Here is a 25,457-nt window from a genome sequence, read left to right on the forward strand (position 1 = left end):
ATGGATCAATAGGCCTGTTCGAGAACGTTCTTCGTGATCGCCGGCGGCCAATCGGGGGCCGAACCCGGGCCGGCCGGCAGCTGCAACAGCCGGCACGCGCTGGTCACACCATCGCCCGGCCATCCCACGACATGAGCTTTCTCGAGTCCGAAATACCGCATGAGCGCGGTGATACACCCCTGCGCCGTCTCGTCGTCGGACACCGCAGCGGTCCTGTCGGATTGGCCCGTGCGCAGATGGATCAGCATCCCGCCGGTGCTCTCTACTCGCTCGCGGTAGCCGTCGAACAGAGGTTGACAGTCGCAGCGCGGCCCGAACGGATCGCGGTGCCTACATTCGCCGACCACGTACACCGAGGGCACCCGTCGAGCCGGCAACGGCCCCACCATGACCGTGTGTCGGGCACCGGTCAACTCGTCGTCGAAGTCGAGGACACGGGTGGATCTGCTTCGGATCTGCCGGCCGGACGGGGTGATGCGGGCCGCGCGCCCCAATGTTCCCCTGCCGTGATGGATGAGGTGGCCGACGATGTCCTCGACGGTGACCAGCGTGGTGCCGTGCTCGCGGGCGAAAGCGACCGTGTCGTCACCTCGTAGCGGGCGTCCACTGTGTTCGTCGAGCAGGGTCGCCGTCAGCGCCAGCGGCACCAGTCCCGCACTGCCGCACAGATCGATCGCGGCTTCGGCAGCGGCACGCCGCTGCAACACACCCTGTTCGGCGGCTCTGATCGGCATCACGTGCCCGGGCCGGACCAGGTCCTCGGCTCGCGTCTCGGGGTCGGCCAGCACCCGACCGGTGTGTGCGCGGTCGGCGGCGCTGATGCCTGTGCCGATGCCCACCGCCGCATCCACCCCGACGGCGAATGTGGGCACCTTTGGACTCTGGCTCGTCGCAGGCACGATGGGTGGGAGGCCGAGTGCATCCGCGTGGCTCGATCGCATTGCGGCGCAGAGAAATCCCGAGGTATGCCGGATGGCCCAAGCAGTCCAGGCGGATGTTGCCAGGGCCCCCGCCAGCACCACATCGGTCAGTTCCTCACCCGTCCGACCGTGGTTGAGCAGGACGGGGCGGCCCAGCGCCAGGTCACCGACGGCGGAGATGACCGACTGGCTCGTCGTTCTCATGACGCGTCGGCCCCGATGAGGCTGTGATAGCGGCTGTCGTGGAATACCAGGGGAGTGCTCGACTCGTTGATGCCCGCGGAGTCCACCTGCAGGATGACCACATCGTGGTCACCGGCCGCGATGGCGGTCGAGATGCTGCAGTCGAACCAGGCCGCCGCGTCGTGGAGAAAGATGGCCTGCGAATCCGTGCTGAACCAGGACAGGCCGCCGAACCGGTCGGCGTTCTTCGCCGCGAGCTGGCGAGAGGCCGCCTGATGTGTGGAGGACAGTACCGAGACACCGAGGTGATCCCCGCTGGAGAGCACCGGCCAGGTGGTGGAGGTGTGTTGGACACAGACCGAGACGAGTGCGGGATCCATCGACACCGGCACGAAGGACGTCGCGACGATGCCGACAGGTTCGCCTTCCCGCAATGCACACAGCGCGGCGACACCGGTGGGGTAACGACCGTAGAGTCTGCGCAGTCTGGAGATGTCCAGTGCGAGGTCTCCCGTTCGGACGGGGTGAAGATTGTTCACGGCACGGCACCTTTACTTTTCGGGCCAAGTGTTTTCCGGTGGGATGGTTGCCGGTGGAGGTCAGGCGCCACGTTCGCGCGCGTAATCGGCGATCAAGGCCGAGACCGTCTCCAGACAGGCGGTCCCGATGGCTGCACAGGATCCGGTCGGATCACCGAGTATGCCGTTGGGAGAGACCGAGTGGATTCCGTCCCGCATCGCCGCGTCCACGATGGTGCGGTCGGCGCCGACGGGGTGTCCGGGCATGAACCGCTCGCTGCGCACCTTCTCCGGGTCCAGCACCAACATCACCGAGGTTTCGGCGATATCTGCGTGGCCGCCGACATTCTCACCCAAACCGGCGACCCTGGTCGCGCAGAGCCGCCACGAGTCCAGTATCGCCGCGGCGTCGGTGAACACGATGACAGCCAATGGGGCCAGCTGCTGCTGCAGTCGGGACTCGAAATCCCGCATCACAGCGTAGTTTCCGATATGCCCGGAGAACAAGATGACCCGCTCGAACCCGTGCTGGGCCAGATGCGCCGTGTAATCGACACAGATCGACTCCAGCGTGGATGCTCGAAGGGACAGTGTCCCAGCGAATTCCAGATGGTGCGGTGAGTATCCAACCCTGACGGTCGGAAGCACCAACGCATCGCCGAGCCGCCGGGCGATCAGCACGGCGAGCTCGTCTGCATGATCGGCATCCATGGACAGCGGAAGGTGGCTACCGTGCTGTTCGATCGCGGCCAAGGGCAGGATCGCCGTGCGGTATCCCGCCGTCACGGCCCTGCCGATCTCCGGGCTCGTGAGGTACTCGATGCGCACCTCCCCGGCCGGGACTGTGTCGATGCTAGGCACGGTCGCCCCTGATGAGGCGGGCCTGCCCGGCGATGACGTCTTGTTCGCTCCCGTCGTACATCTCTTCGACGAGGTGGGCGAACGAGGCAACCACATTGGCGCGGCGGATGGTGCCCTTGAGCGTGAGCTCGCCCGCTTCGGCCGACAGTTCTCGGGGAAGTACCCGGAAGTCCTTGATCTGCAATGGTCGGGAGAGTTCGGAGTTGACTCCCTCGATCCATCGGCGCAGCAGGATATCGCGCTCGTCGGTGCTCATCGACTGTGTTTTCGCGCTGACGGCCAACAGCGCAGTGAGGTACTTCCGTCCCTCACCCACCACGATGGCTTCTTCCAGCAGGGGACTGGATTTCAGCTTCACCTCGATCGGTTGTGGGCTGACCGATTTTCCGCCGCTGGTCTTGATCAGGTCCTTGGACCGGCCGATGATCTTCACCTCGGCATCTGCGTCCAGTTCAACCAGATCCCCGGTGCTGTACCACCCGTCGTGCACCGCTTCCGATGTCGCCTGTGGGTCATTCCAGTAACCGGTGAACAGACTCGGCGTGCGCACCTGCAGCTCGCCGTCGGCGGATACCCGCGCCGCCCAGCGCGGATCCGGCATGCTCTTGCCGATGGTGCCGGGCCGGGGAAAGGGCCGGTCCCACTGGGCCAGAACCGCGCCGCAGGTCTCCGTCGTGCCGTAGAGCTCGCGCAGATCGAGGCCCCACATGTGCCACAGCGCGGCCACATCGGGGGGCATGCTGCCCGAAGCGGTCCAGCTGACGTTGATCCGGTCCATTCCGACCCTCGCGCGCAGCGGCAGGAATACGGTCTTTAGGCAGATGCCGTAGAGCACATCGAGGTATCTGGGCGGTCGGCGATCGGCCCATCTTTGTGCACCGATGCGTCGCGCGATCTGCATTGCCGCCGCGTATTTGATGCCGAAGAGCCGTCCCGAGTGGGTGACGGTCTGCAGAACCTCGCTGGCCAGCTTCTCGTGCATGCGCGGCGGCCAGACCACGGCGGTCGGGCGCACCCCGATGAGGGCGGGCAGACGCTGTTCCATCGTGCAGTAGGTGATTACGAGCTTGGTCATGATCGGCGCGAAAACCCCGATGAGGGCGGGGGCGACGTGCGACAGACCGAGAAACCCGACGAGGTCATGGTGGGTACGACCGATATCGGGGTAGGTCATCGCCACACCCAGCACCGAGAACTGCAGAGTGCGATGGGTGTGCACGACTCCCTTAGGGATTCCGGTGGAGCCCGATGTGGAGAACAGCGCGGCCGGTTGGTCGATATCGCCTTCCGCCACGAGATCGGCGAACCGGCTTGGGTCGGCGGCTGCCAGCGTCCCGCCGGCAGCCAGGAGCGAATGCCACCCGCTGACCGAGACGCTGTCGGGCATGCCTGCGGGCTGTGCGTCGAACCCGATCACCGCGCGCAGGGTGTCCAGCCGGGGCGCTATCGCGGCCACCTTCTCCAGAGCGGGTTGACTCTCGGCGAAAATCGCAGACACCCCGCATGTTTCGAGCACCTGCGCGAGCTCCTGTTGCGAGCTTGTCGGGTACACCCCGACCAGCACGGCGTTCACGCTGAGGATGGCCAACGCTGCTACCACCCACTCCGCGCGGGCCGAGGACATGATGGCCACCCGGTCACCCGCGCCGACACCGAGGTTGTCCAGTTCGAGCGCGGCCCGACGTACGGATTCGGCGTACTCGCCCCAAGTGGTGGGGTGTTGGGCACCCGATTCCCAGGTATAGAAGGCGACCGAATCGGGCTCGTGTCGGGCTCGGTCGTGCAGCAGCTGGGCAAAGGTTCGTGGGACTGCCTCGAACCGCGACACGTCTTGGAGCACCGGTACCGAGTGGGTGCCGTTGCCCTCGGCCGGGTTCGATGAAACGGGAGTATCTGGTGCCATCAATGTGATTCCTCTGCCGGCCGCTCGTCATGCGGCGGTGGTGTGGCTGCGTGCGTACGTGCCCGATTGCGCTGGACGCTCCAGCCCCCGCGCAGTGCGCGGGCGACGGGATCGTCGAAGTAGGCGGCGGCGTCGGCCAAGGTGCTGCGCAGTGATCTCTCGTCCGCAGCGTCGTCCGGGCCGTTCACGCTGCGCTTGAGTGCGCGGTAGAGCACGCGCGCCTCGGCTGATGCTTGCTCGGCGACGGCGATGGCGGACGGCAGCAGTTGGGCGGGTTCGACGATCCTGTCGACCAGACCGAGTGCCGCGGCGCGCTGCACACCGAAGAGCTCTCCCGACAACAACATCGTGCGGGCGGCGCGGGCCCCGAGAATTCGGATGGCACGCTGGATGCCCTTGTCGGCGGGGAGGAGTCCGTGCTTGATCTCCGGGAAGCCGAACTGTGCATGCTCGACCGCCAATACGGTGTCGCTGAAGAGTGCGATCTCCATGCCGCCACCGACGCAGTACCCGTTGATGGCACCGATCACCGGACGAGGATACCGGTCCAGCACCACCAGCAACGCGTGGAAATCCCGCATTCTTCCGTCGATCTGGTCGGCAGCGACCCCGTCGAGTTCTTTGATGTCACCGCCGGCGCTGAAGAACCGATCACCGTGTCCGGTGAGGACCACCGCGGGGGCGTCGGCAGACGCGGTGCGCTCGGCGAAAAGGTGCGTCAGTTCACCGATGACGGAGCGGTTCAGTGCATTGGCAGGCGGGCGGTTCAGCGTGACCACGAGCACCCCGCCGTGATCGGCGAGTGTGAGCCCGGTCGGCGGCATGTCCTCGGGACTGGTCATCGTGGGCTCAGCCGACGGTGGCGTGGTCGGCTGCGGTCGATTGCGCGTCGTGGCCACCGGCGGAGGGAAACACCGGCGTGCGCCCCTCGCGGAAGGCTTGCCGAGCTTCGAGGTAATCGGCTCCGGCGAACCCGAGGGTCTCCAGGGCCGCTGAAAGCTCCTGTTGAGGAAGCGCGTTGGTGAGCCAGCCGGTATTCAACGAGCGCTTCGTCCAGCGGATGGCCTGTTGGGATCCGTGTGCGAGGTCGTCGGCGATCGCCAGCGCGCGATCCAGCACGGCCTCGGGGCGTTCGGTGATGCTGACCAGCCCGATGCGCTCGGCTTCACGTCCGGTGAGGCGTGCCGAGGTCAGCTGGTAGAACTTCGCTTTGGCCATCCCGACCAAGAGCGGCCAGATCAGTGAGGAGTGGTCACCGGCGACGACGCCGACCCGAGTGTGGCCGTCCATGAGGATGGCATCTTCGGCCGCGACGCTGATATCGGCAAGCAGCCCCATGGACAGGCCCCAGCCCACGGCCGGACCGTTGATCGCGGAAATGAGCGGCTTGTCCATGTTGAGCAGCGCGGAAAGGCGGCGTCGTTCCACCTCCATCAGTGCGATTGCGTCGTCCAGACTCGGGTCCGGCTGCGATACGTCCATCCCCGTGCAGAATCCGCGGCCGGCACCGGTGATGACGGCAACTTTGGTCAGGGGGTCACGGTCGATATCGACCCAGATATCGGCCATGTATTCGAACATGGGCATCGTCAGGGAGTTCAACTGGTCTGGGCGATTCAGCGTGATCAGCAACACCCCGTTGGGCTTTCGCTCGATCAGGATCTCATCGGGGTAGCGACGGTAGATGTCATCGGCTGCTGTCGTGGTCATCGGCTTTCTCCAACCTGGATGGTGTTGCCGTTCATGGCATGTGCAGATGTGAACGCTTCGAGTTCGGCGTAGTGCGCGGGCCGCAGGCCGCGGATGTCGTCCAAGATCGCCTCGGCGGGACGAACCACGGCGCGCGGGTTCTTGAATCGCGGGATGACGTACTTGCCGAAAAGCTCGATCGACTTCATCAATTCGGCGTGCGGCAGGCCGTCGATGCGCATGACCAGTGCATCGGCACCGAGATCCGCATACCGCTGGACCTGCGCTATGCAGTCGTCGGGGTCCCCGACGATGAAACCGGCCGAGTCCTCGAACATGTAGCGCTCATCGCTGAAATCGACGTTCTTGACCGCGCCCATGTACTGGTAGTCGGCCGACAGCTTCGACAAGCGCTCATAGGCGTCTGTCGATAGTGCGACCGTCTCGGTCAGGTGGCGCGCCCATTGATGGGCCTCCTCGCGCGTTTGTGCGCAGTGCATGCCGCCGGCAACGGCCACCAGCTTTTCGGCCTGGAGGGGATAGGTGTGGGTGGCCGAGGAAAGGGCCTCGTCGTAGATGCCGAGCATGTTCTCCAGGAAATCGAATCCCAGGTAGAAGCCACCGACGATGGCGCCGACGCCGAGTTCCGCTGCAGCTCTGACGGATTCGGGGCTTCCGGTCGCCATGTGAATCGGCGGATAGGGTGTTTGGATTCCTCTGGGGACCAGGCCGCGCGGCGGAATCTTGTAGTGCTCGCCCACGAAGGAGAAAATGTCGTTGTGTAACGCGCGGCGGATCACCTCGAGACCTTCGAGCTGCTGCGCCTTGTTCTCGGCCGGCGACACTTCGAACGCGCGTAGGGCGAGGGTGGTGTTGCCCCGCCCGACACCGAGCTCGACCCTGCCGTTGGACAGGATGTCCTCGGTGGCCAGTCGCTCAGCGACCCGGAGGGCGTGGTTGATGCGCGTCGGCAACAGGGTGACCAGGTGGACGAATCTGATCCTGCTGGTCAGCGCCATCAGGTAGGGGTAGATGACCTCGGGTGCGGACGTGGTGGCAGTGCCGATCGCCACGTGCTGCTCCGATGTGCCGAACGCGTCGAAACCCACTTCCTCGGCCAGTAGTACCTCGTCTATCAATTCTCGGTACCGATGCTCGTGGGTGTGACCCGGCGCCGTCTCGGCTTCGCTCATGAAGATGAACCGCATCGTTAGATCCTTCCGCGTGTGAGTGATCATTAACCTATGACCAAGGAAGAGCGCTGTCAATGCCGAAATCCGAAGCCCGGCGGTGTCATGTACCGATCAGATGCATTAAGCCTGTAAAAAGCCTATTTGCCGGTTCAATTTGCACAGTCTCAACGTGCGTGAGGGTGGTCGTTCCGCGCCGAAGCCGACATCCTGTGATGTTAATGCGTGTTAACGTGCGAGTCATGATGAGATCGCCGAAGGACGCGTCTACCACGCAGAGCGGGAGCCGAGCGGGTTTCGGGTCGGCCACGATGCGGAGCATCGGTGTTCCCGGGGTTACCGTGTGGAGCTATGAGATCTGAGAAGGGGGCAGCCGAGGCCACCGCGACCGATTCGCCGCGGCGGGAGAAGCTGCTCGCGGTTGCCGCAGAATTGTTTCTGCACAACGGTTACGACTCGGTCACCGTGGAGATGATCTGCGCGAAGGCCGGTATTTCCGGCCCCGCGCTCTACCGGCATTTTCAGAACAAGCAGGCGCTGCTCATCGCGGTGGTGGAAAAAGACCTGAAATCCCTTCATCGGTTTGCGCGCGAGACGGTGGAGTCCCAGCCGGATCCGGCGACAGCTCTGGCGATCATGGTGGAGCATCACATCTTGTCCGTCATCGACGCGCCGCCGACGCCACTGATCTTTCACAAGAACGAGCACGCGTTTCCCGAGGCGGATCGCCGACGGATCCGCCGCGAGATGAATTTGTATGCCGAAGAGTGGATCTCGACGGTATCGCCACTGCGGCCGGACCTATCCGAACCGCAGGTTCGCCTGCTCACCCAGTCCGTGTTCTCCATGCTCAATGCGGTGTCCACCCTGAACAAGGGGCTCGACCACGGGGCCATCGTGTCGACGATGTCCTACGCAGCGATCCAGGCGCTCACCGCGATTCCGTAGAACGGCGCTATTGCAGGCCTGGAAGGTGGTCGGAAGTCTTCGGCGCGCGGACCGCCAGGACAAGCACAAGGGTCGCGATCGCCAGGGTGCCTGAGGCGGCCCACGATATGGCGAATGCATTCCAGCTCGGCACCGCATCCGGGTCCACGGTGAGCACGGCGCCGGATACCTGGGCGCCGACGGTTCCCGCAACGGCTTGAATCGCGAAGTTCAATCCGTTGAACTGCGTGACCTTGTCGGCCGGGACGCCATTGATGACGAGGTTCAGGGATTGGGTCATCGCGACACTCAGCCCGAAGTTCACGGCCAAGGTGGCGATGAAGATGACCGCGATGCTGCCGCGGTGTCCCATCGTCAGCATCACCAGCGCGCCCGCGATGATCGCGATCGGACCGATCGACGACGGGATTCGGGAACCGATGGCTCTGTCCAGGGCGGAAATGAACGGGGCGGTGAGGCCTATCAGCATCGCCGACACCAGCAGCAGGGCGGTCACCGTCGCCGAGGCGCCAAGGCCGTAACCGGTCGACGCGGGCAACTGCATCTGCATGGGGACGCAGAAGAGAATTGCGTTGATGCAGTAGCCGGCCAAGAACATCAGCCCGGATGCGGCCACCACGGTGAAACTGCGCATCAGCCGCAGATCGACGAGGGGTTCGTCCACCGCCAGTTCGACGAGGACAAAGAGAAAGAGGGTGCCGACCCCGGCGCCGAGCAAGAGGAAGAATCCGGGTGACGACCAGCCCCACGAGGGCGCGAACGTCAGCGCGAGCAAGACCGCCGCAAGGCCCAAGGCCAGCAACGCGCCACCGACCAGGTCCACGCGGGCCCGCCCGTCGCCGGTCCTCGGCGTCGGGGGGACGAGGAGCCAGACGGCGGTCATGCACGCTAGCAAGGCCAGGAACGGCACCCAGAACAACCAGCGATAGGAGAGATGGTCGGCGATCGGACCGGCAATCATGGTTCCGGCCGCGGTGCTGCCAAAAATGGCTCCGACCATCAAACCGTTGGCATGTTTGGTCCTGGCTTCACCTTGTGTGTCACGAATGATGCCGATGGCCAGCGGGGCGGTGCTCAGCCCGATGCCCTGCAAGAGCTGGCCCGCGATCAACATCTCGATGGAGATCGAGAGCGCCGATATCAGCGTTCCCGCGGCGACGATCGCCAGTACGCCCAGCAGTGCCCTGCGCTTGTCCCATACTTCGCCGAGTCGGCTCACGAACGGTGTCGCGATGGTGCCGGTCAGCAGTACGCCGGTGAGGACCCATGAAATCGTGGAACTGGGCACGTGGAATTCGTTCTGCAAGATCGGCAGTGCCGGTGGCGTCACCGATTCGTTGAGGCCCTTGAACGCCGCGACGCACGAAACCGCCGTCGCGATGATGGCGCTTGCCCGTGCTCCGTTTTTGTGGTCCGCCGTGCGCAGTTCACGTAGATGCATGAAGCTTGTCCTCGTCAGTCATGGTCATTGAGTTACGGGGCGAATGTGTTGGGCGGTCGACGCCGGAATCGTCGGGCCTCGGCGTGCTGCGCCGTCAACCGGCAGTGACGTGTCCACCGTCGTGATGCTCTGGTGGTCACCGACCACAACGAACTGCCGAAGTCCGACGAGAGCATCGGGACAGCCTGTCTGGTAACGCTTCTCGCCATACCGGGACGGCCGGCAGTGCCTGGATGGAAATGGCATCCAGCGAATGTGATGTAGAACTAACCTAGGGTTGCAGTGTGACGTTGTCAACACTGAGGTCGATCCGGGCGCCGAAAGGCGAGACCATCGACGGAAATGCGCTATTGAACAGCCTTTTTCGCCTCGATGGGCCGGTTGTCACGTCTGTGTATGGAACACGCGTATCGCGTCGACCGCGTTCCCTTGAGGTTAATAGACGTTAACGTCTCATCGACGTGGCTGCCGTGCGACGGCCCGGTGCCAGACACTCGACCAGATCGGTCGATGGCGTACTGCTGTGGCATTGTGACAACGCCGTCCGGGTGGCGGACCCAGATGGTGCGCAGATTGCTCAATGCGCGCGGTCGGTATTGCCCGGAGTGCGATCCCATGGTCAACTGAACACCGATTTCTCGCAACGGATCTCGAGATCATCCGCAATGGAGAACAGCCACTGCGACGTGGCCCGCCGGGGGACCGCGTACCTGTCACGTCCGATCGATCCCACTCACCACGATGTCCGAGGTGGGTCTGATCTCCATACATACAGGCAAGGATCACAATGATGAACGGTGTTCGCACGATCGACCCGGCCGCGTCGCTGCAGGCGTCGGGAGCCGTGGATCGAGAAGCTCTGGTGGAGATCGAGAAACGCGTCCTCTGGTTGTCGACGGCGATGGTCCATCATGCCAACCGGGTTCGTCCCAATCCCACGGGGCTGAAGGTCGGCGGTCACCAGGCGTCGTGTGCCTCGATGGTGTCGATCATGACCTCGTTGTGGTTCGAACAGCTGCGGCCGGGCGACCGGGTCTCGGTGAAGCCCCACGCGTCGCCCGTGTTGCACGGCATCAACTATCTGCTCGGTGAGCTGGCGGAGAAGTACCTCACGACGCTCCGGGAGTTCGGCGGCCTGCAGTCGTACCCGAGCAGGGCGAAAGACCCTGATCCGGTCGACTATTCGACAGGATCGGTGGGCATCGGCGCGACGGCGCCGATCTGGGGTGCCATTGCCCGACGCTACGTGGACACCGTGTTCGGTGATGCCGGCACAGGTCGGCAGTACTCGCTGGTCGGCGACGCCGAGCTCGATGAGGGTGCGGTGTGGGAGGCGATCCTCGACACGTCGGTGGCCGAACTCGGCGAAATCGTCTGGATCGTCGATCTGAACCGGCAGTCTCTGGACCGCGTGGTGCCGAACATCGCGGCGGGCCGTCTGGAGGCGATGTTCTCGGCCGCCGGGTGGCAGGTGATCACCGTGATGTTCGGCAGACTCCTGGAGGATCTGTTCACGCGGGCCGGTGGACGCGCATTGCGCTCCCGAATCCTCACCATGCCCAACCCGGAATACCAGCGTTTGTTGCGCTGTGATGCCGCTGCGCTTCGGGTTCGTCTGCCCGGCAATGGTTCTGATGCGGGCGAGATCGCGTCGTTGTTGGACGACCTCGATGACGACACGCTTCTGCGGGCGATCCGGAATCTCGGCGGCCATGATCTCGACACGCTGCGTGGGGCGTACGAACAGATCGACGACACCCGACCCACCGTGATCATCGCCTACACCATCAAGGGACACCGGTTGCCCACCCAGGGTCACCCGCAGAACCATTCGTCACTGTTGACGATCGAGCAGTATGAACAGTTGGCGGCCGAACTCGGCATGGATCCTGCACACCCGTGGGTGCGCTTCGATCCGGACAGCATCCCCGGTCGAGTCTGTGCTGCCGCTGCGCAGCGGTTGCACCGAGAGTCCGTCGAGTTGGTCACCGCGCCGGTCATTCCGGCGGACATCGGCCGCACCCCGGCCGGGGTGTCGACGACGCAGGCCGCGCTGGGACGAGCGCTGCTCGATCTGTCCCGGCTGGCTCCGGATGCGGCCAAACGTGTGGTCACCGTCAGTCCGGATGTGTCGTCTACCACCAACCTGGCGGGTTGGCTGAACAAGGTGGGCGTGTGGTCGCCGAACGAACGGCGAAACTGGTTCGACGACGACGCCGAAACCATCATGCACTGGCGGGAGAAGCCCACTGGACAACACATGGAACTCGGTATCGCCGAGACGAATCTGGTCGGATTGATGGGCGAGCTGGGGGCCACCTGGAGTCGGTGGGGGCAGCCGCTGTTCCCGATCGGCGTGATGTACGACCCTTTCGTCGAGCGCGCCCTCGAACCGTGGTCCTACGGCATCTACGCGGGCGGGCAGTCGATCCTGGTCGGGACGCCGTCGGGGGTCACCCTCGCTGCCGAGGGCGGCGCGCACCAGTCGATCAAGACCCCCTCGATCGGAATCGAGCAGCCCGGCTGTGTCAGCTACGAGCCGGCCTTCGCGGTCGACGTCGAATGGACGCTGCTCGACAGCATTTCGCGGTTGGGACGTCCGGACGGATCGTCCTCGTATCTGCGCCTGTCGACCCGCCCCGTCGACCAGACTCTGGCCGGGGTCCCGACGGATCCGGCGGCGCGAGAACGGCGACGGCGTCAGGTTGTCGCCGGTGCCTATCCGCTCCGCCGGGCCGAGCAGCCTGCGGTCATGTTGGTCGGAGTGGGAGCGGTGATCACCGAGACTCTCGCTGCCGCCGATCGGTTGGCGGAGTTGGGTCTCGATGCCGACGTCGTATGTGTGACCAGCGCCGGGCTGTTGTTCGAGGCGGTGCAAGCGCGCCGCGGTCTGGCAGACGGGCCGTCGTGGATCCTGGATCAGGTGTTTCCGCCCGACAGGGCAGTACCCATGGTGACGGCGCTGGACGGGCACCCGCACACCTTGGCGTTCTTGGCAGGGATCAATCGTGTTCCGGCCGCAGCGCTCGGCGTCACACGATTCGGACAGGTCGGATCCCTCGACGATGTCTACCGCTATCACGGTATCGACACGGACAGCATCGTTCGCGCCGCGCTAGACCTCGTCGACTGAGAAAAGGGACCACTGGCATGCCCGATCCAGAAACCACCACCACGCTGGTGTTGCCGGCACTCGGCGATCACGTCAACGAGGTCACCATCACCCGGTGGCTCAAGAACACCGGCGAACGCTTCGAGCCCGACGAGCCATTGCTCGAAGTGTCCACGGACAAGGTCGAAACCGAGATACCCGCGCCGGGCGCCGGAACGCTCCTGGAGATCCTGACAGCCGAGAATGAGGTTGTCGAAATCGGGGCGGCGCTGGCCGTTCTGGCCGCATCCGAAGTCACGGATCCCGTTCCCGCGGCGACCGAGGTGATGCCGGCGCCGTCACCGGTGGTTGTCGATCCGCCACCATCGGTCGCGGTGGAGCCGGCGACGACCTCTACGGTGCAGAAGCTGCCCCGAATTCGTCAGACGATCGCGCGGCGAATGCTGGAATCACTGCAGACCTCGGCACAGTTGACGACGGTGGTCGAGGTCGATGTCACCACCATTGCCCGGCTGCGCTCGCAGGAGAAGGAAGACTTCCACCGACGCGCCGGAGTGAAACTGTCCTTCCTTCCGTTCTTCGTCGCCGCCGCGGTGGAAGCGCTCGCCGAGCATCCGGTGCTCAACGCCTCACTCGACGCCGACTGCACCGAGATCACCTACCACGCCGACGTGCACCTGGGGATGGCAGTCGACAGCGACAAAGGGCTGATGGTTCCGGTGCTCCGCGATGCCGCGACCTTGAGTCTTGTGCAACTGGCACAAGGCATTGCCGCGGTCGCGGACCGAGTCCGGCTCGGCACGATACGACCTGATGATCTGTCCGGCGGCACCTTCACCATCACCAATACCGGCAGCCGAGGCGCCCTGTTCGACACCCCGATCATCAACCAGCCGCAGTCGGCCATTCTCGGTGTGGGCGCGGTGGTCGACCGGGTGGTCCCGATTCGGCGCGAGGCTCCTGAACTCGAGATCGGTGTGCGGTCCATGGCTTATCTGTCACTGTCCTATGACCACCGCACCGTCGACGGTGCCGATGCCGCCCGCTATCTGACGGCCGTCAAGGGCCGACTCGAGCGGGGGTTCACCGCCGATGACCTCCGGTGAACGCACGCATCGACCGATCCCGCGCACTCCTCGACGGTCAGTTCAGGTCAGCAATCCCGAGCCCAGCCAGTCGCCCTCGGCCACCCCGGGCAGCATGGCGAAGGTCGCCGAGCCCACCGTGGTGATCCACTGATTCATCGCGTCGGACTCGGCCAATCGTGCCTGCACGGGAATGAACTGGCGCACCGGATCGGCGAGATAGGTGGCGAACACCAGCCCGCTGTCGGTGGTCGCCCCAGCTGGTGGCGGATCGTCGTAGTTGTACGGCCTGCGCAGGAACCGCTCATCGTCATTGCGGTGATGTGCCAGCGCGATATGCGAATTCGGTGGGATCACCGGAATTCCGTTGACCCGGGCATCCAGATCGGGTGCATCGTTCTCCCGGGTTCCGGTCAGGGGCGCCCCGGTGTCCAGCCGGCGGCCCACCGCGAATTCCTTGCTTGCGCGGTCGAGTTCGTCCCAGGTGTCCATCTCGGCGCGCACCCTGCGCAGTACCAGGATGGTGCCACCGGTGAACCATGGCTGGGCTGTCCCGTCGTCCCATACGTAGCGGTCGAACTCGGCCGGGGTCCGCAGGTTCGCGGTGCCGTCGACCTGCCCCATCACATTGCGCATCGTCGCCCCGGACGCGTCGGCGCCATGGGCATTGCGGAAACCGCTTTGCCGCCAGCGCTGCACCGTCATGGCGCGGACGTTCTTGAGTAGTACCCGGCTGGTGTGCGCGACCACCATCGGGTCGTCGGCGCAGATCTGCAACACGATGTCGCCGCCGACGAACCGTGGATCGAGCCGGTCGGTCCGGAACGGGGGCATGTCGATCGCGGTTGGGGGCCGTTTGTGCGCCAGGCCGATTCGGTCGAACACCGTTGGGCCGAGCCCCACGCTGACGGTGAGGCGAGCCGGACGAAGGGCAAGTTCGGGTTCGGTATCGGCCAACGCCGGCCGGCCCTGGGTCAACCGCGCGGCGTCGGCGCTCCACAACCGCAGGATCGCGGTCAGCGTGTCGCGCGGACCGCGGTGCGGGTCGTCGCGCAGGTCCAGCGCGACGAACAGCGCGTGCGCCTGCGGCGGCGTGTCGATCCCGGCCTGATGCGCACCGTGAAAGGGCTCGACCGTGCCGCCGAAACCGTCGACCGTCGCCGAATGTGCGGCACTGCACTGGGTCAGGGCGGCACCGGCGGCCAGGGCGGCGGCGCCTCCGGTGAGGAGGCGCCGCCGGTTGACGTCAACCATGGCTGCCGTGGCCGGGTTGGTATTGCTCGTTGGCGCCGGCGAAGTCACGTACCTGCGCGGTGACCGGCAGCGTCGAACCGTCCTCGAACTTGAGGGTGACGGTGACATCGCTGCCCGGTGACAACGGTCCGGTCAGATCCATCAGCATCACGTGGTCGCCACCGGGTGTCAGCTCATGGCTGCCGCCCGGGGTGATCACGAATCCACCGGCCTTGGGGCGCATGGTCTTACTGCCCGCCGCACCGGTGACCTCGTGCAGCTCCACCATGCCTGCCGCAGGCGAGGTGCCCGAGGTGATCCGCACCTCGCTGCTGCCGGTATTGGACAACGTCCCGAACAGCGCGGCCATCCCGCCGTCGGTTCCGGCGGCCCACTGGTCGGTGACGGTCACGCGCTCGGCCATCGGAGAGTCCTGTGCGGCGGGGGCGCCACACGCCGCCAGCAGCAGGGCCACGGCGAGGATGAGCACCTTACGCATCAGCGTTCTCCTTCCGGGACTTGGCCGCTCCCACGAGCACGTCGACCAGGACGAAGCCGGCCAACGAGAGCCCGAGCAGTGGCAGGAACCACCCGATGGCCGTCGCGGTGATGATGATGGTGCCGATTGCCCACGGCGGCAGTCGTTTCCACGTCCCACGCAATGGTGGTCTGCCCACTGCCCAACCGGATCCGCGGGTCGGGCGGCGCTGCCACCACATCCGGTATCCGCCGATGATCACGGCGACGAGGGCGACCGCGACACCGAGCAGGATCAGCTGGTTGGCCAGCCCGAACAGCAGACCCATATGGCCACGGATGCCCCAGTCGGCAAGCATCGCGACCACCGAATAGTCGCGCCAATAGTCGATCTCGCTGCTGATCGTGTTGGTGGCCGGATCGACCGAGGCCACGTTGGTGGTGAGCCGGTAGGGCTTGTCGAGCTCGGCGACCCGCACCCCGTTGCCCGCCTCGGTCGGCAGGGCCAGTTCGACGGGCTGGTGGACACCGGCGGTGGCTGCCGCCTGCAGCACGGCCTCGTAGTCGATCGCACCGGCCGGGGCACCGGGGGCATCGGCCCCGTGCTGACCGTGGCCCGCGTGTTCACCGTGGCCCCCGTGGTCGCCGTGTCCATCGGCGACTGCGGCGGCGGGATGCAGTGTGGTGTCCAGCACCGGTCGTTTCCAGTCCATGGCCGAGCGCAGCTCGGTGACATGCTCTCCGGCGTAGGTGGACCAGGTGATGCCGGTGGCGGACAGGAAAAGCAGTCCAGCCAGCAACCAGACACCGGTGGCGCCATGCCAATTCATGGTGCGGGCACGGCCCGTGGTGCTGCGATCGACCCGCAGGATGCGGCCAGGGCGTCCCCGGCGTCGTTGTGCGGCGGTCTTGGTCAGCCACAGCGCGAGCCCACCGAGGGCCACCACCCACAGCCAGGAGGCGGCCAGCTCGCTGTACACGCGGCCGGGTTCGCCGAGCTGGAGGTGCCGGTGGAAGCCGTCGAGCCAGGTGCTCACCGGCAGGTAGCCCAGCCAGGTGGCCTCGTCGCCGAGGACACGACCGGTGTAGGGGTCCACGAACACCGACCGCAGCAACTCCGGGTCCAGTGCGGGGTCGGCGAACTCCACCCGGGTGGATGCGTCCGCGGCGGCCGGTGGCCGCATGCCGGTCACGGTCAACGCCGGGAACGCCTGCTGCGCGGCGGCGACCTGTTGGGCCAGCGGCAGTGCCTGCCCGGTCGGGGTGACGGTCAGGATGTCGGCGTAGACGATGCGTTCGATCGTCGGTGCCATGGCGTAGAGGCCGCCGGTCGTCGCGGCGATCAGGATGAACGGCGCGATCAGGATGCCTGCGTAGAAGTGCAGGCGAACCACGAAGGGGCGCCAACTTCTTCGGTGGGCGACTGCGGGTGGGGGTGTGGTATCGGTCGGGTCGATATCGACGGTGTCGTCGGGAATGGTCATGACATGCCTTCGGCTGGAAACGACAGAGGGGGTGTGCGGACGCACGCAGCGCGCCGTGACCGGGGAACCGGTCACGGGCGTTTCGATTCGTCGGAGTCGTCGACCGTCAGACGGTCGCGACAGCACCCCTCGGCGGGGCCCGCATGCCGAGACCCGGAGCCAGCAGAACAGATTGCGCGACAACGTTGTCGGTGCGTCGGCGCGCCCGGTGTGCGGGCGCGGGAGCGTGCGCGGTGGCGAACAAGCGCAGCCAGCACAGCACCGAGGCGCATACGCGGTACAGATGTTCGACGGCGGCGATCGCAATGCCCAGCAGCACCGCGGCGACCGCGTGTGCGGCGATCATCGCCGGTGTCAGGCCCATGTCGCCGTGGTGCCCGCCGGCGACGGTCAACACGAGGTGGCTCAGCACCTGGGCGGCACCCAATGCCAGCGCCGGCACGATCACGCCGGCGTAGCGGCCGGCGACGGTGAGGCTGCCCGCGGCGGCACCGGAGGTGGCGCACACCAGCAGGGCGGCAATCAGGGCCGCACCATGTGGGACGGTGCCGGCCGCCGCAGCGTGTGCACCGACGGTGGTGGCGGCGGCACTGATCCCGACCAGCACGGCGCGCACCCCGTGCGCGTGTGTGGTCGGCATGCTCACCAGCGGGACTCTACTACGACGCCTAGTAGGTGCTCAGTCGACGAGCGTGTCGCCGAGGAACCGGTCACCGCCGGTCACACCGGGAAGGACGAAGAAGAAGCCGCCGCCCACCGGCATGATGTATTCCTCCAGTGGCTCGCCCTTGAGGCGCTCCTGCACCGTCAGGAAGCCCTTCTGCAGACTGCGCTGGTAGGCCACGAAGGCCAATCCCTGGTCCAGACGCCCGGCGCCGTCGAACCCGCGCGAGTAGTTGAAGCCGCGGCGCAGGATCAGGTTCTCGTCGGTCTCCGGTGTGCGGGGGTTGGCCAGCCGGATGTGCGCATTGAGCTTGATGCGCAGACCGTCGGGGTCGGCGGCATAGTCCGGGTCGTCGAATTCGCCGGCCATGCCCAACGGCGCACCGCTGACCTTGGACCGGCCGATCAGCGCCTCCTGCTCGACGAGCTGGGTGCGGTCCCAGAACTCGACGAAATTACGGATGATGCGGACCGCCTGATAGCTGCCCCCGACCGTCCACTCCGGTTCGCGGCCGGGGCCGACGTCATCGGGACCCACCCACACGTGGCGGTCCATCACGGCGGCATCGCTGACATCGAGGTTGGCGGTGCCGTCCTTGAAACCCAGCAGATTGCGCGGGGTGGTCGCCTCCGTGCCGTCATGGGAGGCGGCCTTGCCCGCGCCGATACCGCGCGCATAGCCGTCGATCATCCATTTGAGCACCAGATCGCTGCGAGTACGCCGCATCAGCTGCCGCAGCGCGAACTGCATGGTGTCGTTGTGACCGGACTCGAAGATGATCGAGATGTCCCCGTGCGACAGCTTGGGATCCAGCCGATCGTTGGCCAGGAACGGCATGGTCTCCAGCTCGCGCGGTTTGCGGTCGGCGAGGCCGAACCGGCCGTCGAACAGTGAGGCGCCCACGCCGACCACGATCGACAGATTGTCCGGGGGCGGGTGTTCGCCGAGGATCCCCGAATCCACCGGCGGGTAGGCCGGGTCGCGCTGCTCGGGCGGGCGACCGGCCATCAGACCGCGGATCTCGTCGGTCAGTTCCTGCAGCGTCGATTTCAGCTGCGCACGATTCTTGGCGTGCACATTGAACGACGCGATCAGACCCTGCTCGGGAATCGGCAGTGCGGTGATACCGGCCTGGTGCGCACCTTCGAACTCGACGAACCGCGCCGCGTCGGGCGGGGCGGCCGGTTCCTGGCCACAACCTGCCAGGCCGGCCGCGCCGACAGCCGCCCCGGCGCCCAACGCGCCGGCCACGAACCCGCGCCGAGAGATACCCCGGCGACTCACTGGAGTTTGAGCACTCCCGAGACCTGGGAGAGGTTCTCCGAGAGGCCCGCGAGTTCAGATTTGAGCGTGTCGATCACCTCGGGGGTCACCGTGACCTCCGGGCAGCGCGCCGACGGATAGGGGTCGTTCTCGGTGCAGAACAGCACCCAGCCGTCCCCGCGGCGCAGCGGGCCGAGGGTGTCGTACACCGAGTTGATGCCGGCCTCGATCTTGCCCAGTAGTGCCGGGTCGGCCTGCACGAGAGCGGGATTGAGCTTGCCGATGGCATCGCGGGCACCCTGCACGTTGGCGTCGAAGTCCCACAGGTCGGTCTTGGCGTACCGATCCTCTTCGCCGGTGATCTTGCCCTCGGAGACCTCTTCGATCAGTTCGGCCGCCCCGGTTGCGACATCGACCGGCTTCACCTCGACAGCCGGGAACTGGGCCTTGAGCTCGGCGATATCGGCGTCGAGCTGGTCGGCGAAGGGCGCGCCACCATCGGTGGTGTTCTTCTCGAAGAGCAGGTATTCCAGTCGGTGCCAACCGGTGAAGCCGGGATCGTCGACACCGGCGAAGTCGTCGACGCGGGCGTCGATCTTGCCGTCGATCTTTTCGACCAGTCCGGCGATGGGCTCGATGCGCTCCCACGGCGCGCGCGAGGGGGCGTAGGCCTCCTGGGCGGCCTTGAGGTCACCGGCGCGGACCGCGTCGGTGAACACCTTGACCGCGCCGACGAGCTCGTCGATCTGTGCGGTGGCGTAGGCCTTGTACTCGACGGCGGCCTTCTCGGTCAGCGGATTCGGGGCCGCTGCCGCCGAACTGCTGGTCGACGCGCCCGAGGTCGGACTACCGCTCGACGTGTCGGTTGCGGTGTTCGAATCACCGTTCGAACATGCGCTGAGCACGAGTGCGAGCGCGGCGATCGGTAGCTGCCAGGCGAAATGCCGTTTCATCGGGCCTCCTTGTGGGACTTCGAGCACAGTACATGTTCGAGCAGTATTGGGTAGGCATACCTGAGTCAACGTCGACGACCGACCGACCGTCGCGTTCTCACCGCTACTCTTGACCAGGGGGCGTGAGACTCCGTTGCGTTGTCACAGCGGGTGGTTTTGAGGGAGTGCTTTGTCGGACGTGCGGAGTGGGGCCGGGAGCGTGTCCTCCCCGGCACCGACCCTCGACCCGGAGCCGCCGGCCCCCGGCCGCTCGATCACGGCATTCTGGCGCGCCCGTTGGGTGCGCGCCGCGTTGGTCCTCGCGGCAGCACTGCTGTTGCTCGCCTCAAGTTGTTCCTGGCATCGCGGGGAACATATTCCCGACGGGGTGCCGCCGCCGCGCGGTGCCGCCGTCCCCGCCATCGACACCAATGCCGCCGGGCGCCCGGCGGATCAGCTGCGGGACTGGGCCGCCGAGCTGGCACCCAAGACGGGCATCCCCGAGCAGGCCCTGCAGGCCTACGCCTATGCCGCCAGGGTGGCCGAGGTGGTCAATCCCAAATGCAACCTGGCCTGGCCCACCCTGGCGGGCATCGGCATGGTCGAAAGCCATCACGGCACCTACAACGGTGCGGAGATTGCGCCCAATGGTGATGTGCGACCGCCCATTCGGGGTGTCCAGCTCGACGGCACCATGGGCAACATGGAGATCTTGGACACCGATCAGGGGCTGCTCGACGGCGATCCGACGATGGACAGGGCGATGGGGCCCATGCAGTTCATCCCCGAGACGTGGCGGCTCTACGGCGTCGACGCCAACAACGACGGCGTGATCAGCCCCGACAATTTCGACGATGCGGCCCTGTCGGCGGCCGGATACCTGTGCTGGCGGGGCAAGGACCTGTCGACCCCGCGAGGCTGGATGGAGGCACTGCGCGCCTACAACCTGTCCAACCTGTACGCGCGCAATGTGCGCGACTGGGCGACCACCTATGCCGATGCATCGACGTCCTAGATGTCGTCTCGACAGGCCCCTCATTGTCGTCCCGACAGGGCCCTGATTGTCGTCCCGACAGGCTTCTGATTAGGCACGGACACCGCCAACTGCGGCGACCTGGAACACACCGGCGCGACGCAACCCTTAGGCTCTTAACCGTTCGCATGCCAGCCCATGACCGATTTCCAGGAGGAACCCGTGCCCATCATCGAACAGGTCGGAGCCCGCGAGATCCTCGATTCGCGCGGTAACCCGACCGTTGAGGTCGAGGTGGCCCTGATCGACGGAACCGTCGCCCGCGCGGCGGTGCCCTCCGGCGCATCCACCGGTGAGCACGAGGCGGTCGAGCTGCGCGACGGTGGCCCGCGCTACCTCGGCAAGGGTGTCGAGAAGGCCGTGGAGGCCGTCCTCGACGAGATCGCCCCCGCCGTCATCGGCCTCTCGGCAGACGATCAGCGGCTGGTGGATCAGGCGCTGCTGGACCTCGACGGCACCCCGGACAAGTCCCGTCTCGGCGCCAACGCCATCCTCGGTCTGTCGCTGGCGGTGGCACGTGCTGCCGCCGAGTCGGCCGGGCTGCCGCTGTTCCGCTATGTCGGCGGACCGAACGCCCACATCTTGCCGGTGCCGATGATGAACATCATCAACGGCGGTGCGCATGCCGATACCGGTGTGGACGTGCAGGAGTTCATGATCGCCCCGATCGGCGCCCCCACGTTCAAGGAGTCGCTGCGCTGGGGTGCCGAGGTCTACCACTCGCTGAAGTCGGTGCTCAAGAAGCAGGGCCTGTCCACCGGGCTGGGCGATGAGGGTGGTTTCGCCCCCGATCTGCCCGGCACCAAGGCCGCGCTGGATCTGATCGCCACCGCCATCGAGGGCGCCGGGCTCAAGCTCGGTACCGATGTCGCGTTGGCGCTGGACGTCGCCGCCACCGAATTCCACACCGAGGGCAAGGGTTACGCCTTCGAGAAGGAGACCCGCACGGCGGCGCAGATGGCCGATTTCTACGCCGGACTGCTCGATGCCTACCCGCTGGTCTCGATCGAAGACCCGCTGTCCGAGGACGACTGGGACGGGTGGGTGGAACTGACCACCGCCATCGGCGACCGGGTGCAACTCGTCGGCGACGACCTGTTCGTCACCAACCCTGAACGGTTGGAAGAGGGTATCGAGAAGGGCGCGGCCAACGCGCTGCTGGTGAAGGTCAACCAGATCGGGACGCTCACCGAGACCCTCGATGCCGTCGCGCTGGCACACAACAGCGGATACCGCACCATGATGAGCCACCGGTCCGGGGAGACCGAGGACACCACCATCGCCGACCTCGCGGTCGCCGTGGGCAGCGGCCAGATCAAGACCGGTGCGCCGGCCCGCAGCGAGCGGGTGGCCAAGTACAACCAGCTGCTGCGCATCGAAGAAGCGCTCGGTGATGCCGCACGCTATGCCGGTGACCTGGCCTTCCCGCGGTTCACGCCCGCGGGCCAGTAACTTCGGTTCATGCCCGACGCGAAACGGCCCGATCCGCAGCGGAAGTCAAGCCGCGGCCCTGCCCCCAGGCCGGGCAAGGCGGGCGGGGCGGGCCGTCCGCGTGGGTCGTCGGTGCGGCGCGACCCCAAGGCCCGCGATCCCAAGGCCCGCGATCCGAAAGCCATCGAGAGCGGCCAAGCCCGCCAGGCGCGCGACGCCGCCGGCTTCGTCGATGACGCCGGCGCTCCCGACACCGTCGCCGAGGCCATCCGACGTTCCGTCGCCGAGACCGCCGACACCCACTCCGAACAGCGCTTCGGGTCGGCGGCCCGGCGCGCGGCCATTCTGGCCGCCGTCGTCTGTGTGTTGACGCTGACGATCGCCGGACCCGTCCGCACCTACTTTGCTCAGCGCACCGAGATGAACCAACTGAAAATGGTCGAGGCACAATTGCGTTCCCAGATCGCCGATCTAGAACAACAGAAGATCAAGCTCGCCGACCCGGTGTTCATCGCCGCGCAGGCACGCGAACGGCTGGGCTTCGTGATGCCCGGTGACATTCCCTATCAGGTACAGCTGCCCCCGACCGCCGCGGTGGAACCCGATACCGGTCCCGAGGCGCCGACGGCGATCAACACCGATCCCTGGTACACCTCGCTGTGGCACACCATCGCCGATCAACCGCACGGCATCACCCCCGCCCCGCCGCCGGCGCCACCCGCGCCCGGCGGTGCTCCCACCCCGGTGCCCGCCGGTGGTTGAGCAGGCCGACCTGGACGCCGTCGCCCGCCAGCTCGGACGCGAACCGCGCGGTGTCCTGGAGATCGCATACCGTTGTCCCAACGGCGAACCCGCGGTGGTCAAGACCGCGCCGAAGCTGCCCGACGGCACGCCGTTCCCCACGCTGTATTACCTGACCCATCCGGCACTGACCGCCGCGGCGAGCAGGTTGGAGTCCTCGGGCCTGATGCGTGAGATGACCGAACGGCTCGCCGAGGACCCGGAGGTGGCGGCGGCCTACCGGCGCGCACACGAGTCCTACCTGGCCGAGCGCGACGCCATCGAGTCGCTGGGCACCGACTTCACCGGCGGCGGTATGCCGGACCGGGTGAAGTGTCTGCACGTGGTCATCGCGCACTCGTTGGCGAAGGGCCCTGGGCTCAACCCGTTCGGGGACGAGGCGCTGGCCGTGCTGGCCGTCGAGCCGGGGATGGCGGGCATCCTGGACCGGAAGGTGTGGGCATGAAGGTCGGCGCGATCGACTGCGGTACCAACTCGATCCGGCTGTTGATAGCCGAGGGCGGTCCAGACGGACTGATCGACACCCACCGTGAGATGCGCATCGTCCGGCTCGGCCAGGGGGTCGACGCCACCGGTGAGTTCGCACCGGAAGCCCTGGCGCGCACCGAGTCCGCGCTGACCGACTATGTCGCGTTGATGCGCGAGCACGATGTGGCCCGGGTTCGGATGGTCGCGACATCGGCCGCCCGCGATGCCGGTAACCGTGACGAATTCTTCGCCATGACAGCGCGATTGCTCGGGACCGTCAGCGACGGGGCGGTCGCCGAGGTGATCACCGGTACAGAAGAGGCCGAGCTGTCCTTTCGCGGCGCGGTCGGCGAGCTCGATTCGGCCGGGGCGCCGTTCATCGTCGTCGATCTCGGCGGCGGTTCCACCGAACTGGTCCTCGGCGACGGTGCCGGGGTGAGCGCGTCGTTCTCGGCCGATATCGGCTGCGTGCGGATCAAGGAGCGTTGCCTGCCCTCGGACCCGCCGTCGGCCGAGGAGATCGAGGCCGCCCGAACCGTGGTGCGCGCCGCCCTGGACGAGGCGCTGCGGGCCGTGCCGGTGGAACGCGCGCGCACCTGGGTGGGGGTGGCCGGCACGTTCACGACACTCGCGGCGCTGGCGCACCGGTTACCCGCCTACGATCCGGCCGCGATTCATCTGTCCCGGACCGGTTTCGCTGATCTGTCGACCGTGTGCGCCGACCTGCTGGCGATGACCGCGCAGCAGCGGCTTGCGTTGGGCCCCATGCACGAGGGTCGCGCCGATGTGATCGCCGGCGGCGCGATCGTGGTGCAGGAGCTGGCCCGCGTGATGGCAGACCGAGCCGGAATCGACGAACTGGTGGTCAGCGAGCACGACATCCTGGACGGTATTGCGCTGTCCATCGCCTAGCGTGTACCGGTGAGGCTGAAGGAGGGAGAGGCGTGAGCACGTGGAATTCCGGCGGAGGGCCGCCGCCGATCGTCCCGCGTCCGCCGTCGCGCGGCGGCCCGAACGTGGCGCTGATCGCGGGTATCGCTGCGGCTGTGCTGGTCATCGGGGGCGGGGTCGCCTATTTCGTGCTCAGCCCATCGGATCCGGATGAGCCTGCCGGACAGCAGACTTCGGAGTCGGCGCAGACCTCGGATGCGCCGACGTCCGAGCAGAGCGAGGACGACAACGACCGCCTGATGAAGGTGCTCCCGCGCGGTTATCCCGACGGGGCGTGCAAGCCGGTGGCCCGCCTGGACGGTGCCCTGGCGACCATTGCATGCACCGTCAACAAGGACCCCGGCGGACCCATGTCGGCGACCTACTCGTTGCTGGTGGACAGTGCGGCACTCAAGACCGCGATCGACGACCTCGGCACCACCTCGACCGTGGTCGACTGCCCCGGCCGGATCCAGTCGCCGGGTCCGTGGCGACACAATGCGTCGCTGCACGAGGTCAGCGGCACGCTGATGTGCGGTATCCAGAACGACAACCCGATGCTGGCGTGGACCAATTTCGACGATCAGATGTTCGCGGTGGTGCAGGGCCGACCGGCCGGCCCCACCCTGGACAATCTCTACGCCTGGTGGAGCACCCACTCCTGAGTTCTGTTCTGCGACAGAAACACCGGCGCCCCGGATCCTTTCGGACCCGGGGCGCCGGCGTCTGGGAGATGGTGTGCGTCAGGCGGGAGGAGCCATGACCGGGGTTGTGGTGGGCGCGGCGCCGGCCGGCAGCGGAGTGCCCTGGCTGCCTGCCTCGGCGGGCGCCGGAGCGGCGCCCTCGACAGGTGCCGGAGCCGCGGCCGGGACAGCGCCGGGGGCCGGAGCG

The 25,457-nt window shown here is 66.5% G+C and carries 23 protein-coding genes; 9 read left to right on the forward strand and 14 right to left on the reverse strand.

All coding sequences use genetic code 11. The annotated features are described in order from the left end of the window. Positions 1-5 precede the first annotated feature (5 nt). The 7 genes from IC40_RS0103980 to IC40_RS0104010 are packed head-to-tail and all read right to left on the reverse strand — an operon-like array spanning position 6 to position 7,282. Entirely contained in the window at positions 6-1,124 is a 1,119-nt protein-coding gene (locus tag IC40_RS0103980) for a 3,4-dihydroxy-2-butanone-4-phosphate synthase (RefSeq protein WP_051644262.1), read from the reverse strand. After that, positions 1,121-1,642, reverse strand: a complete 522-nt coding sequence (locus tag IC40_RS0103985; protein WP_030133467.1) for a flavin reductase family protein — start codon at positions 1,640-1,642, stop codon at positions 1,121-1,123. The genes IC40_RS0103980 and IC40_RS0103985 overlap by 4 nt, the downstream gene beginning before the upstream one ends. Before the next feature lie 60 nt (positions 1,643-1,702). Further along, positions 1,703-2,482: a creatininase family protein gene (locus IC40_RS0103990; protein ID WP_234411639.1), complete on the reverse strand. Its 780-nt coding sequence runs from the start codon at positions 2,480-2,482 to the stop codon at positions 1,703-1,705. Then, on the reverse strand, positions 2,475-4,385 hold the full coding sequence (locus IC40_RS0103995) for an AMP-dependent synthetase/ligase (protein ID WP_030133469.1): 1,911 nt from the start codon (positions 4,383-4,385) through the stop codon (positions 2,475-2,477). Before IC40_RS0103995 ends, IC40_RS0103990 begins: the two co-directional genes overlap by 8 nt. Beyond that, a complete protein-coding gene (locus tag IC40_RS26385; protein ID WP_051644263.1) occupies positions 4,385-5,227 on the reverse strand; it encodes an enoyl-CoA hydratase/isomerase family protein in 843 nt (280 codons plus the stop codon). The genes IC40_RS0103995 and IC40_RS26385 overlap by 1 nt, the downstream gene beginning before the upstream one ends. Positions 5,228-5,234: 7 nt before the next feature. Further along, positions 5,235-6,095 (reverse strand): enoyl-CoA hydratase-related protein, encoded by an 861-nt coding sequence (locus IC40_RS0104005; RefSeq protein ID WP_030133471.1) that lies wholly within the window; start codon positions 6,093-6,095, stop codon positions 5,235-5,237. After that, positions 6,092-7,282 carry an LLM class flavin-dependent oxidoreductase gene (locus IC40_RS0104010; protein WP_030133472.1) on the reverse strand — a complete coding sequence of 397 codons (1,191 nt, stop codon included), beginning with the start codon at positions 7,280-7,282 and terminating at the stop codon, positions 6,092-6,094. Before IC40_RS0104010 ends, IC40_RS0104005 begins: the two co-directional genes overlap by 4 nt. 333 nt (positions 7,283-7,615) lie before the next feature. Here IC40_RS0104010 and IC40_RS0104015 point away from each other — a divergent pair, with 333 nt between their 5' ends. After that, entirely contained in the window at positions 7,616-8,212 is a 597-nt protein-coding gene (locus IC40_RS0104015) for a TetR/AcrR family transcriptional regulator (protein ID WP_030133473.1), read from the forward strand. Positions 8,213-8,219: 7 nt separating this feature from the next. Here the strand turns inward: IC40_RS0104015 and IC40_RS0104020 are convergent, their stop codons facing one another. Then, positions 8,220-9,653, reverse strand: coding sequence for an MFS transporter (locus tag IC40_RS0104020; RefSeq protein ID WP_030133474.1), 1,434 nt, complete (start codon positions 9,651-9,653; stop codon positions 8,220-8,222). 790 nt (positions 9,654-10,443) lie between these two features. On the opposite strand from IC40_RS0104020, the gene IC40_RS0104025 reads away from it, so the two are divergent. Together IC40_RS0104025 and IC40_RS0104030 are read left to right on the forward strand one after the other, a co-directional pair. After that, the gene (locus IC40_RS0104025; RefSeq protein ID WP_030133475.1) at positions 10,444-12,786 is read left to right on the forward strand and encodes a thiamine pyrophosphate-binding protein; all 2,343 of its coding nucleotides are present in this window, start codon (positions 10,444-10,446) and stop codon (positions 12,784-12,786) included. Positions 12,787-12,803: 17 nt separating this feature from the next. Beyond that, entirely contained in the window at positions 12,804-13,871 is a 1,068-nt protein-coding gene (locus tag IC40_RS0104030; protein ID WP_030133476.1) for a 2-oxo acid dehydrogenase subunit E2, read from the forward strand. 42 nt (positions 13,872-13,913) lie between these two features. On the opposite strand, the gene IC40_RS0104035 is transcribed toward IC40_RS0104030, so the two are convergent. From IC40_RS0104035 to IC40_RS0104060, 6 genes are all read right to left on the reverse strand, one after another. After that, complete coding sequence (locus IC40_RS0104035) at positions 13,914-15,104, reverse strand: Dyp-type peroxidase (RefSeq protein ID WP_030133477.1); 1,191 nt, start codon at positions 15,102-15,104, stop codon at positions 13,914-13,916. Continuing rightward, positions 15,097-15,582 carry a copper chaperone PCu(A)C gene (locus IC40_RS0104040; protein ID WP_030133478.1) on the reverse strand — a complete coding sequence of 162 codons (486 nt, stop codon included), beginning with the start codon at positions 15,580-15,582 and terminating at the stop codon, positions 15,097-15,099. The genes IC40_RS0104035 and IC40_RS0104040 overlap by 8 nt, the downstream gene beginning before the upstream one ends. Then, a complete protein-coding gene (locus tag IC40_RS0104045; protein WP_030133479.1) occupies positions 15,575-17,044 on the reverse strand; it encodes a PepSY-associated TM helix domain-containing protein in 1,470 nt (489 codons plus the stop codon). The genes IC40_RS0104040 and IC40_RS0104045 overlap by 8 nt, the downstream gene beginning before the upstream one ends. Positions 17,045-17,150: 106 nt before the next feature. After that, a complete protein-coding gene (locus IC40_RS0104050) occupies positions 17,151-17,684 on the reverse strand; it encodes a hypothetical protein (RefSeq protein ID WP_036460477.1) in 534 nt (177 codons plus the stop codon). Positions 17,685-17,723: 39 nt separating this feature from the next. Beyond that, positions 17,724-18,992, reverse strand: a complete 1,269-nt coding sequence (locus IC40_RS0104055; protein WP_030133481.1) for a Dyp-type peroxidase — start codon at positions 18,990-18,992, stop codon at positions 17,724-17,726. Next, positions 18,989-19,924, reverse strand: coding sequence for an EfeM/EfeO family lipoprotein (locus tag IC40_RS0104060; protein ID WP_030133482.1), 936 nt, complete (start codon positions 19,922-19,924; stop codon positions 18,989-18,991). The genes IC40_RS0104055 and IC40_RS0104060 overlap by 4 nt, the downstream gene beginning before the upstream one ends. A 253-nt stretch (positions 19,925-20,177) precedes the next feature. Here IC40_RS0104060 and IC40_RS0104065 point away from each other — a divergent pair, with 253 nt between their 5' ends. From IC40_RS0104065 to IC40_RS0104090, 6 genes are all read left to right on the forward strand, one after another. After that, a complete protein-coding gene (locus IC40_RS0104065; protein ID WP_030133483.1) occupies positions 20,178-20,918 on the forward strand; it encodes a lytic transglycosylase domain-containing protein in 741 nt (246 codons plus the stop codon). A gap of 180 nt (positions 20,919-21,098) precedes the next feature. Then, a complete protein-coding gene (eno, locus tag IC40_RS0104070; protein WP_030133484.1) occupies positions 21,099-22,388 on the forward strand; it encodes a phosphopyruvate hydratase in 1,290 nt (429 codons plus the stop codon). Between the two features lie 9 nt (positions 22,389-22,397). Beyond that, positions 22,398-23,129, forward strand: a complete 732-nt coding sequence (locus IC40_RS0104075) for an FtsB family cell division protein (protein ID WP_030133485.1) — start codon at positions 22,398-22,400, stop codon at positions 23,127-23,129. Next, a complete protein-coding gene (locus IC40_RS0104080; RefSeq protein WP_019511882.1) occupies positions 23,122-23,613 on the forward strand; it encodes a DUF501 domain-containing protein in 492 nt (163 codons plus the stop codon). The genes IC40_RS0104075 and IC40_RS0104080 overlap by 8 nt, the downstream gene beginning before the upstream one ends. Continuing rightward, a complete protein-coding gene (locus IC40_RS0104085) occupies positions 23,610-24,548 on the forward strand; it encodes a Ppx/GppA phosphatase family protein (RefSeq protein ID WP_030133486.1) in 939 nt (312 codons plus the stop codon). The genes IC40_RS0104080 and IC40_RS0104085 overlap by 4 nt, the downstream gene beginning before the upstream one ends. 32 nt (positions 24,549-24,580) lie before the next feature. Next, the gene (locus IC40_RS0104090; RefSeq protein ID WP_138158178.1) at positions 24,581-25,231 is read left to right on the forward strand and encodes a flagellar basal body-associated FliL family protein; all 651 of its coding nucleotides are present in this window, start codon (positions 24,581-24,583) and stop codon (positions 25,229-25,231) included. The last annotated feature ends 226 nt before the right edge of the window (positions 25,232-25,457 follow it).

The organism is Mycolicibacterium neoaurum ATCC 25795, assembly GCF_000691525.1.
Taxonomy (GTDB): domain Bacteria; phylum Actinomycetota; class Actinomycetes; order Mycobacteriales; family Mycobacteriaceae; genus Mycobacterium; species Mycobacterium neoaurum.

Bases quoted from the DNA above. Each gene is read 5' to 3' on its own strand.
- IC40_RS0103980 (WP_051644262.1), bottom strand. From the start codon at position 1,124: ATGAGAACGACGAGCCAGTCGGTCATCTCCGCCGTCGGTGACCTGGCG.
- IC40_RS0103995 (WP_030133469.1), bottom strand. From the start codon at position 4,385: ATGGCACCAGATACTCCCGTTTCATCGAACCCGGCCGAGGGCAACGGC.
- IC40_RS26385 (WP_051644263.1), bottom strand. From the start codon at position 5,227: ATGACCAGTCCCGAGGACATGCCGCCGACCGGGCTCACACTCGCCGAT.
- IC40_RS0104005 (WP_030133471.1), bottom strand. From the start codon at position 6,095: ATGACCACGACAGCAGCCGATGACATCTACCGTCGCTACCCCGATGAG.
- IC40_RS0104010 (WP_030133472.1), bottom strand. From the start codon at position 7,282: ATGCGGTTCATCTTCATGAGCGAAGCCGAGACGGCGCCGGGTCACACC.
- IC40_RS0104015 (WP_030133473.1), top strand. From the start codon at position 7,616: ATGAGATCTGAGAAGGGGGCAGCCGAGGCCACCGCGACCGATTCGCCG.
- IC40_RS0104020 (WP_030133474.1), bottom strand. From the start codon at position 9,653: ATGCATCTACGTGAACTGCGCACGGCGGACCACAAAAACGGAGCACGG.
- IC40_RS0104025 (WP_030133475.1), top strand. From the start codon at position 10,444: ATGAACGGTGTTCGCACGATCGACCCGGCCGCGTCGCTGCAGGCGTCG.
- IC40_RS0104030 (WP_030133476.1), top strand. From the start codon at position 12,804: ATGCCCGATCCAGAAACCACCACCACGCTGGTGTTGCCGGCACTCGGC.
- IC40_RS0104035 (WP_030133477.1), bottom strand. From the start codon at position 15,104: ATGGTTGACGTCAACCGGCGGCGCCTCCTCACCGGAGGCGCCGCCGCC.
- IC40_RS0104040 (WP_030133478.1), bottom strand. From the start codon at position 15,582: ATGCGTAAGGTGCTCATCCTCGCCGTGGCCCTGCTGCTGGCGGCGTGT.
- IC40_RS0104045 (WP_030133479.1), bottom strand. From the start codon at position 17,044: ATGACCATTCCCGACGACACCGTCGATATCGACCCGACCGATACCACA.
- IC40_RS0104050 (WP_036460477.1), bottom strand. From the start codon at position 17,684: ATGCCGACCACACACGCGCACGGGGTGCGCGCCGTGCTGGTCGGGATC.
- IC40_RS0104060 (WP_030133482.1), bottom strand. From the start codon at position 19,924: ATGAAACGGCATTTCGCCTGGCAGCTACCGATCGCCGCGCTCGCACTC.
- IC40_RS0104075 (WP_030133485.1), top strand. From the start codon at position 22,398: ATGCCCGACGCGAAACGGCCCGATCCGCAGCGGAAGTCAAGCCGCGGC.
- IC40_RS0104085 (WP_030133486.1), top strand. From the start codon at position 23,610: ATGAAGGTCGGCGCGATCGACTGCGGTACCAACTCGATCCGGCTGTTG.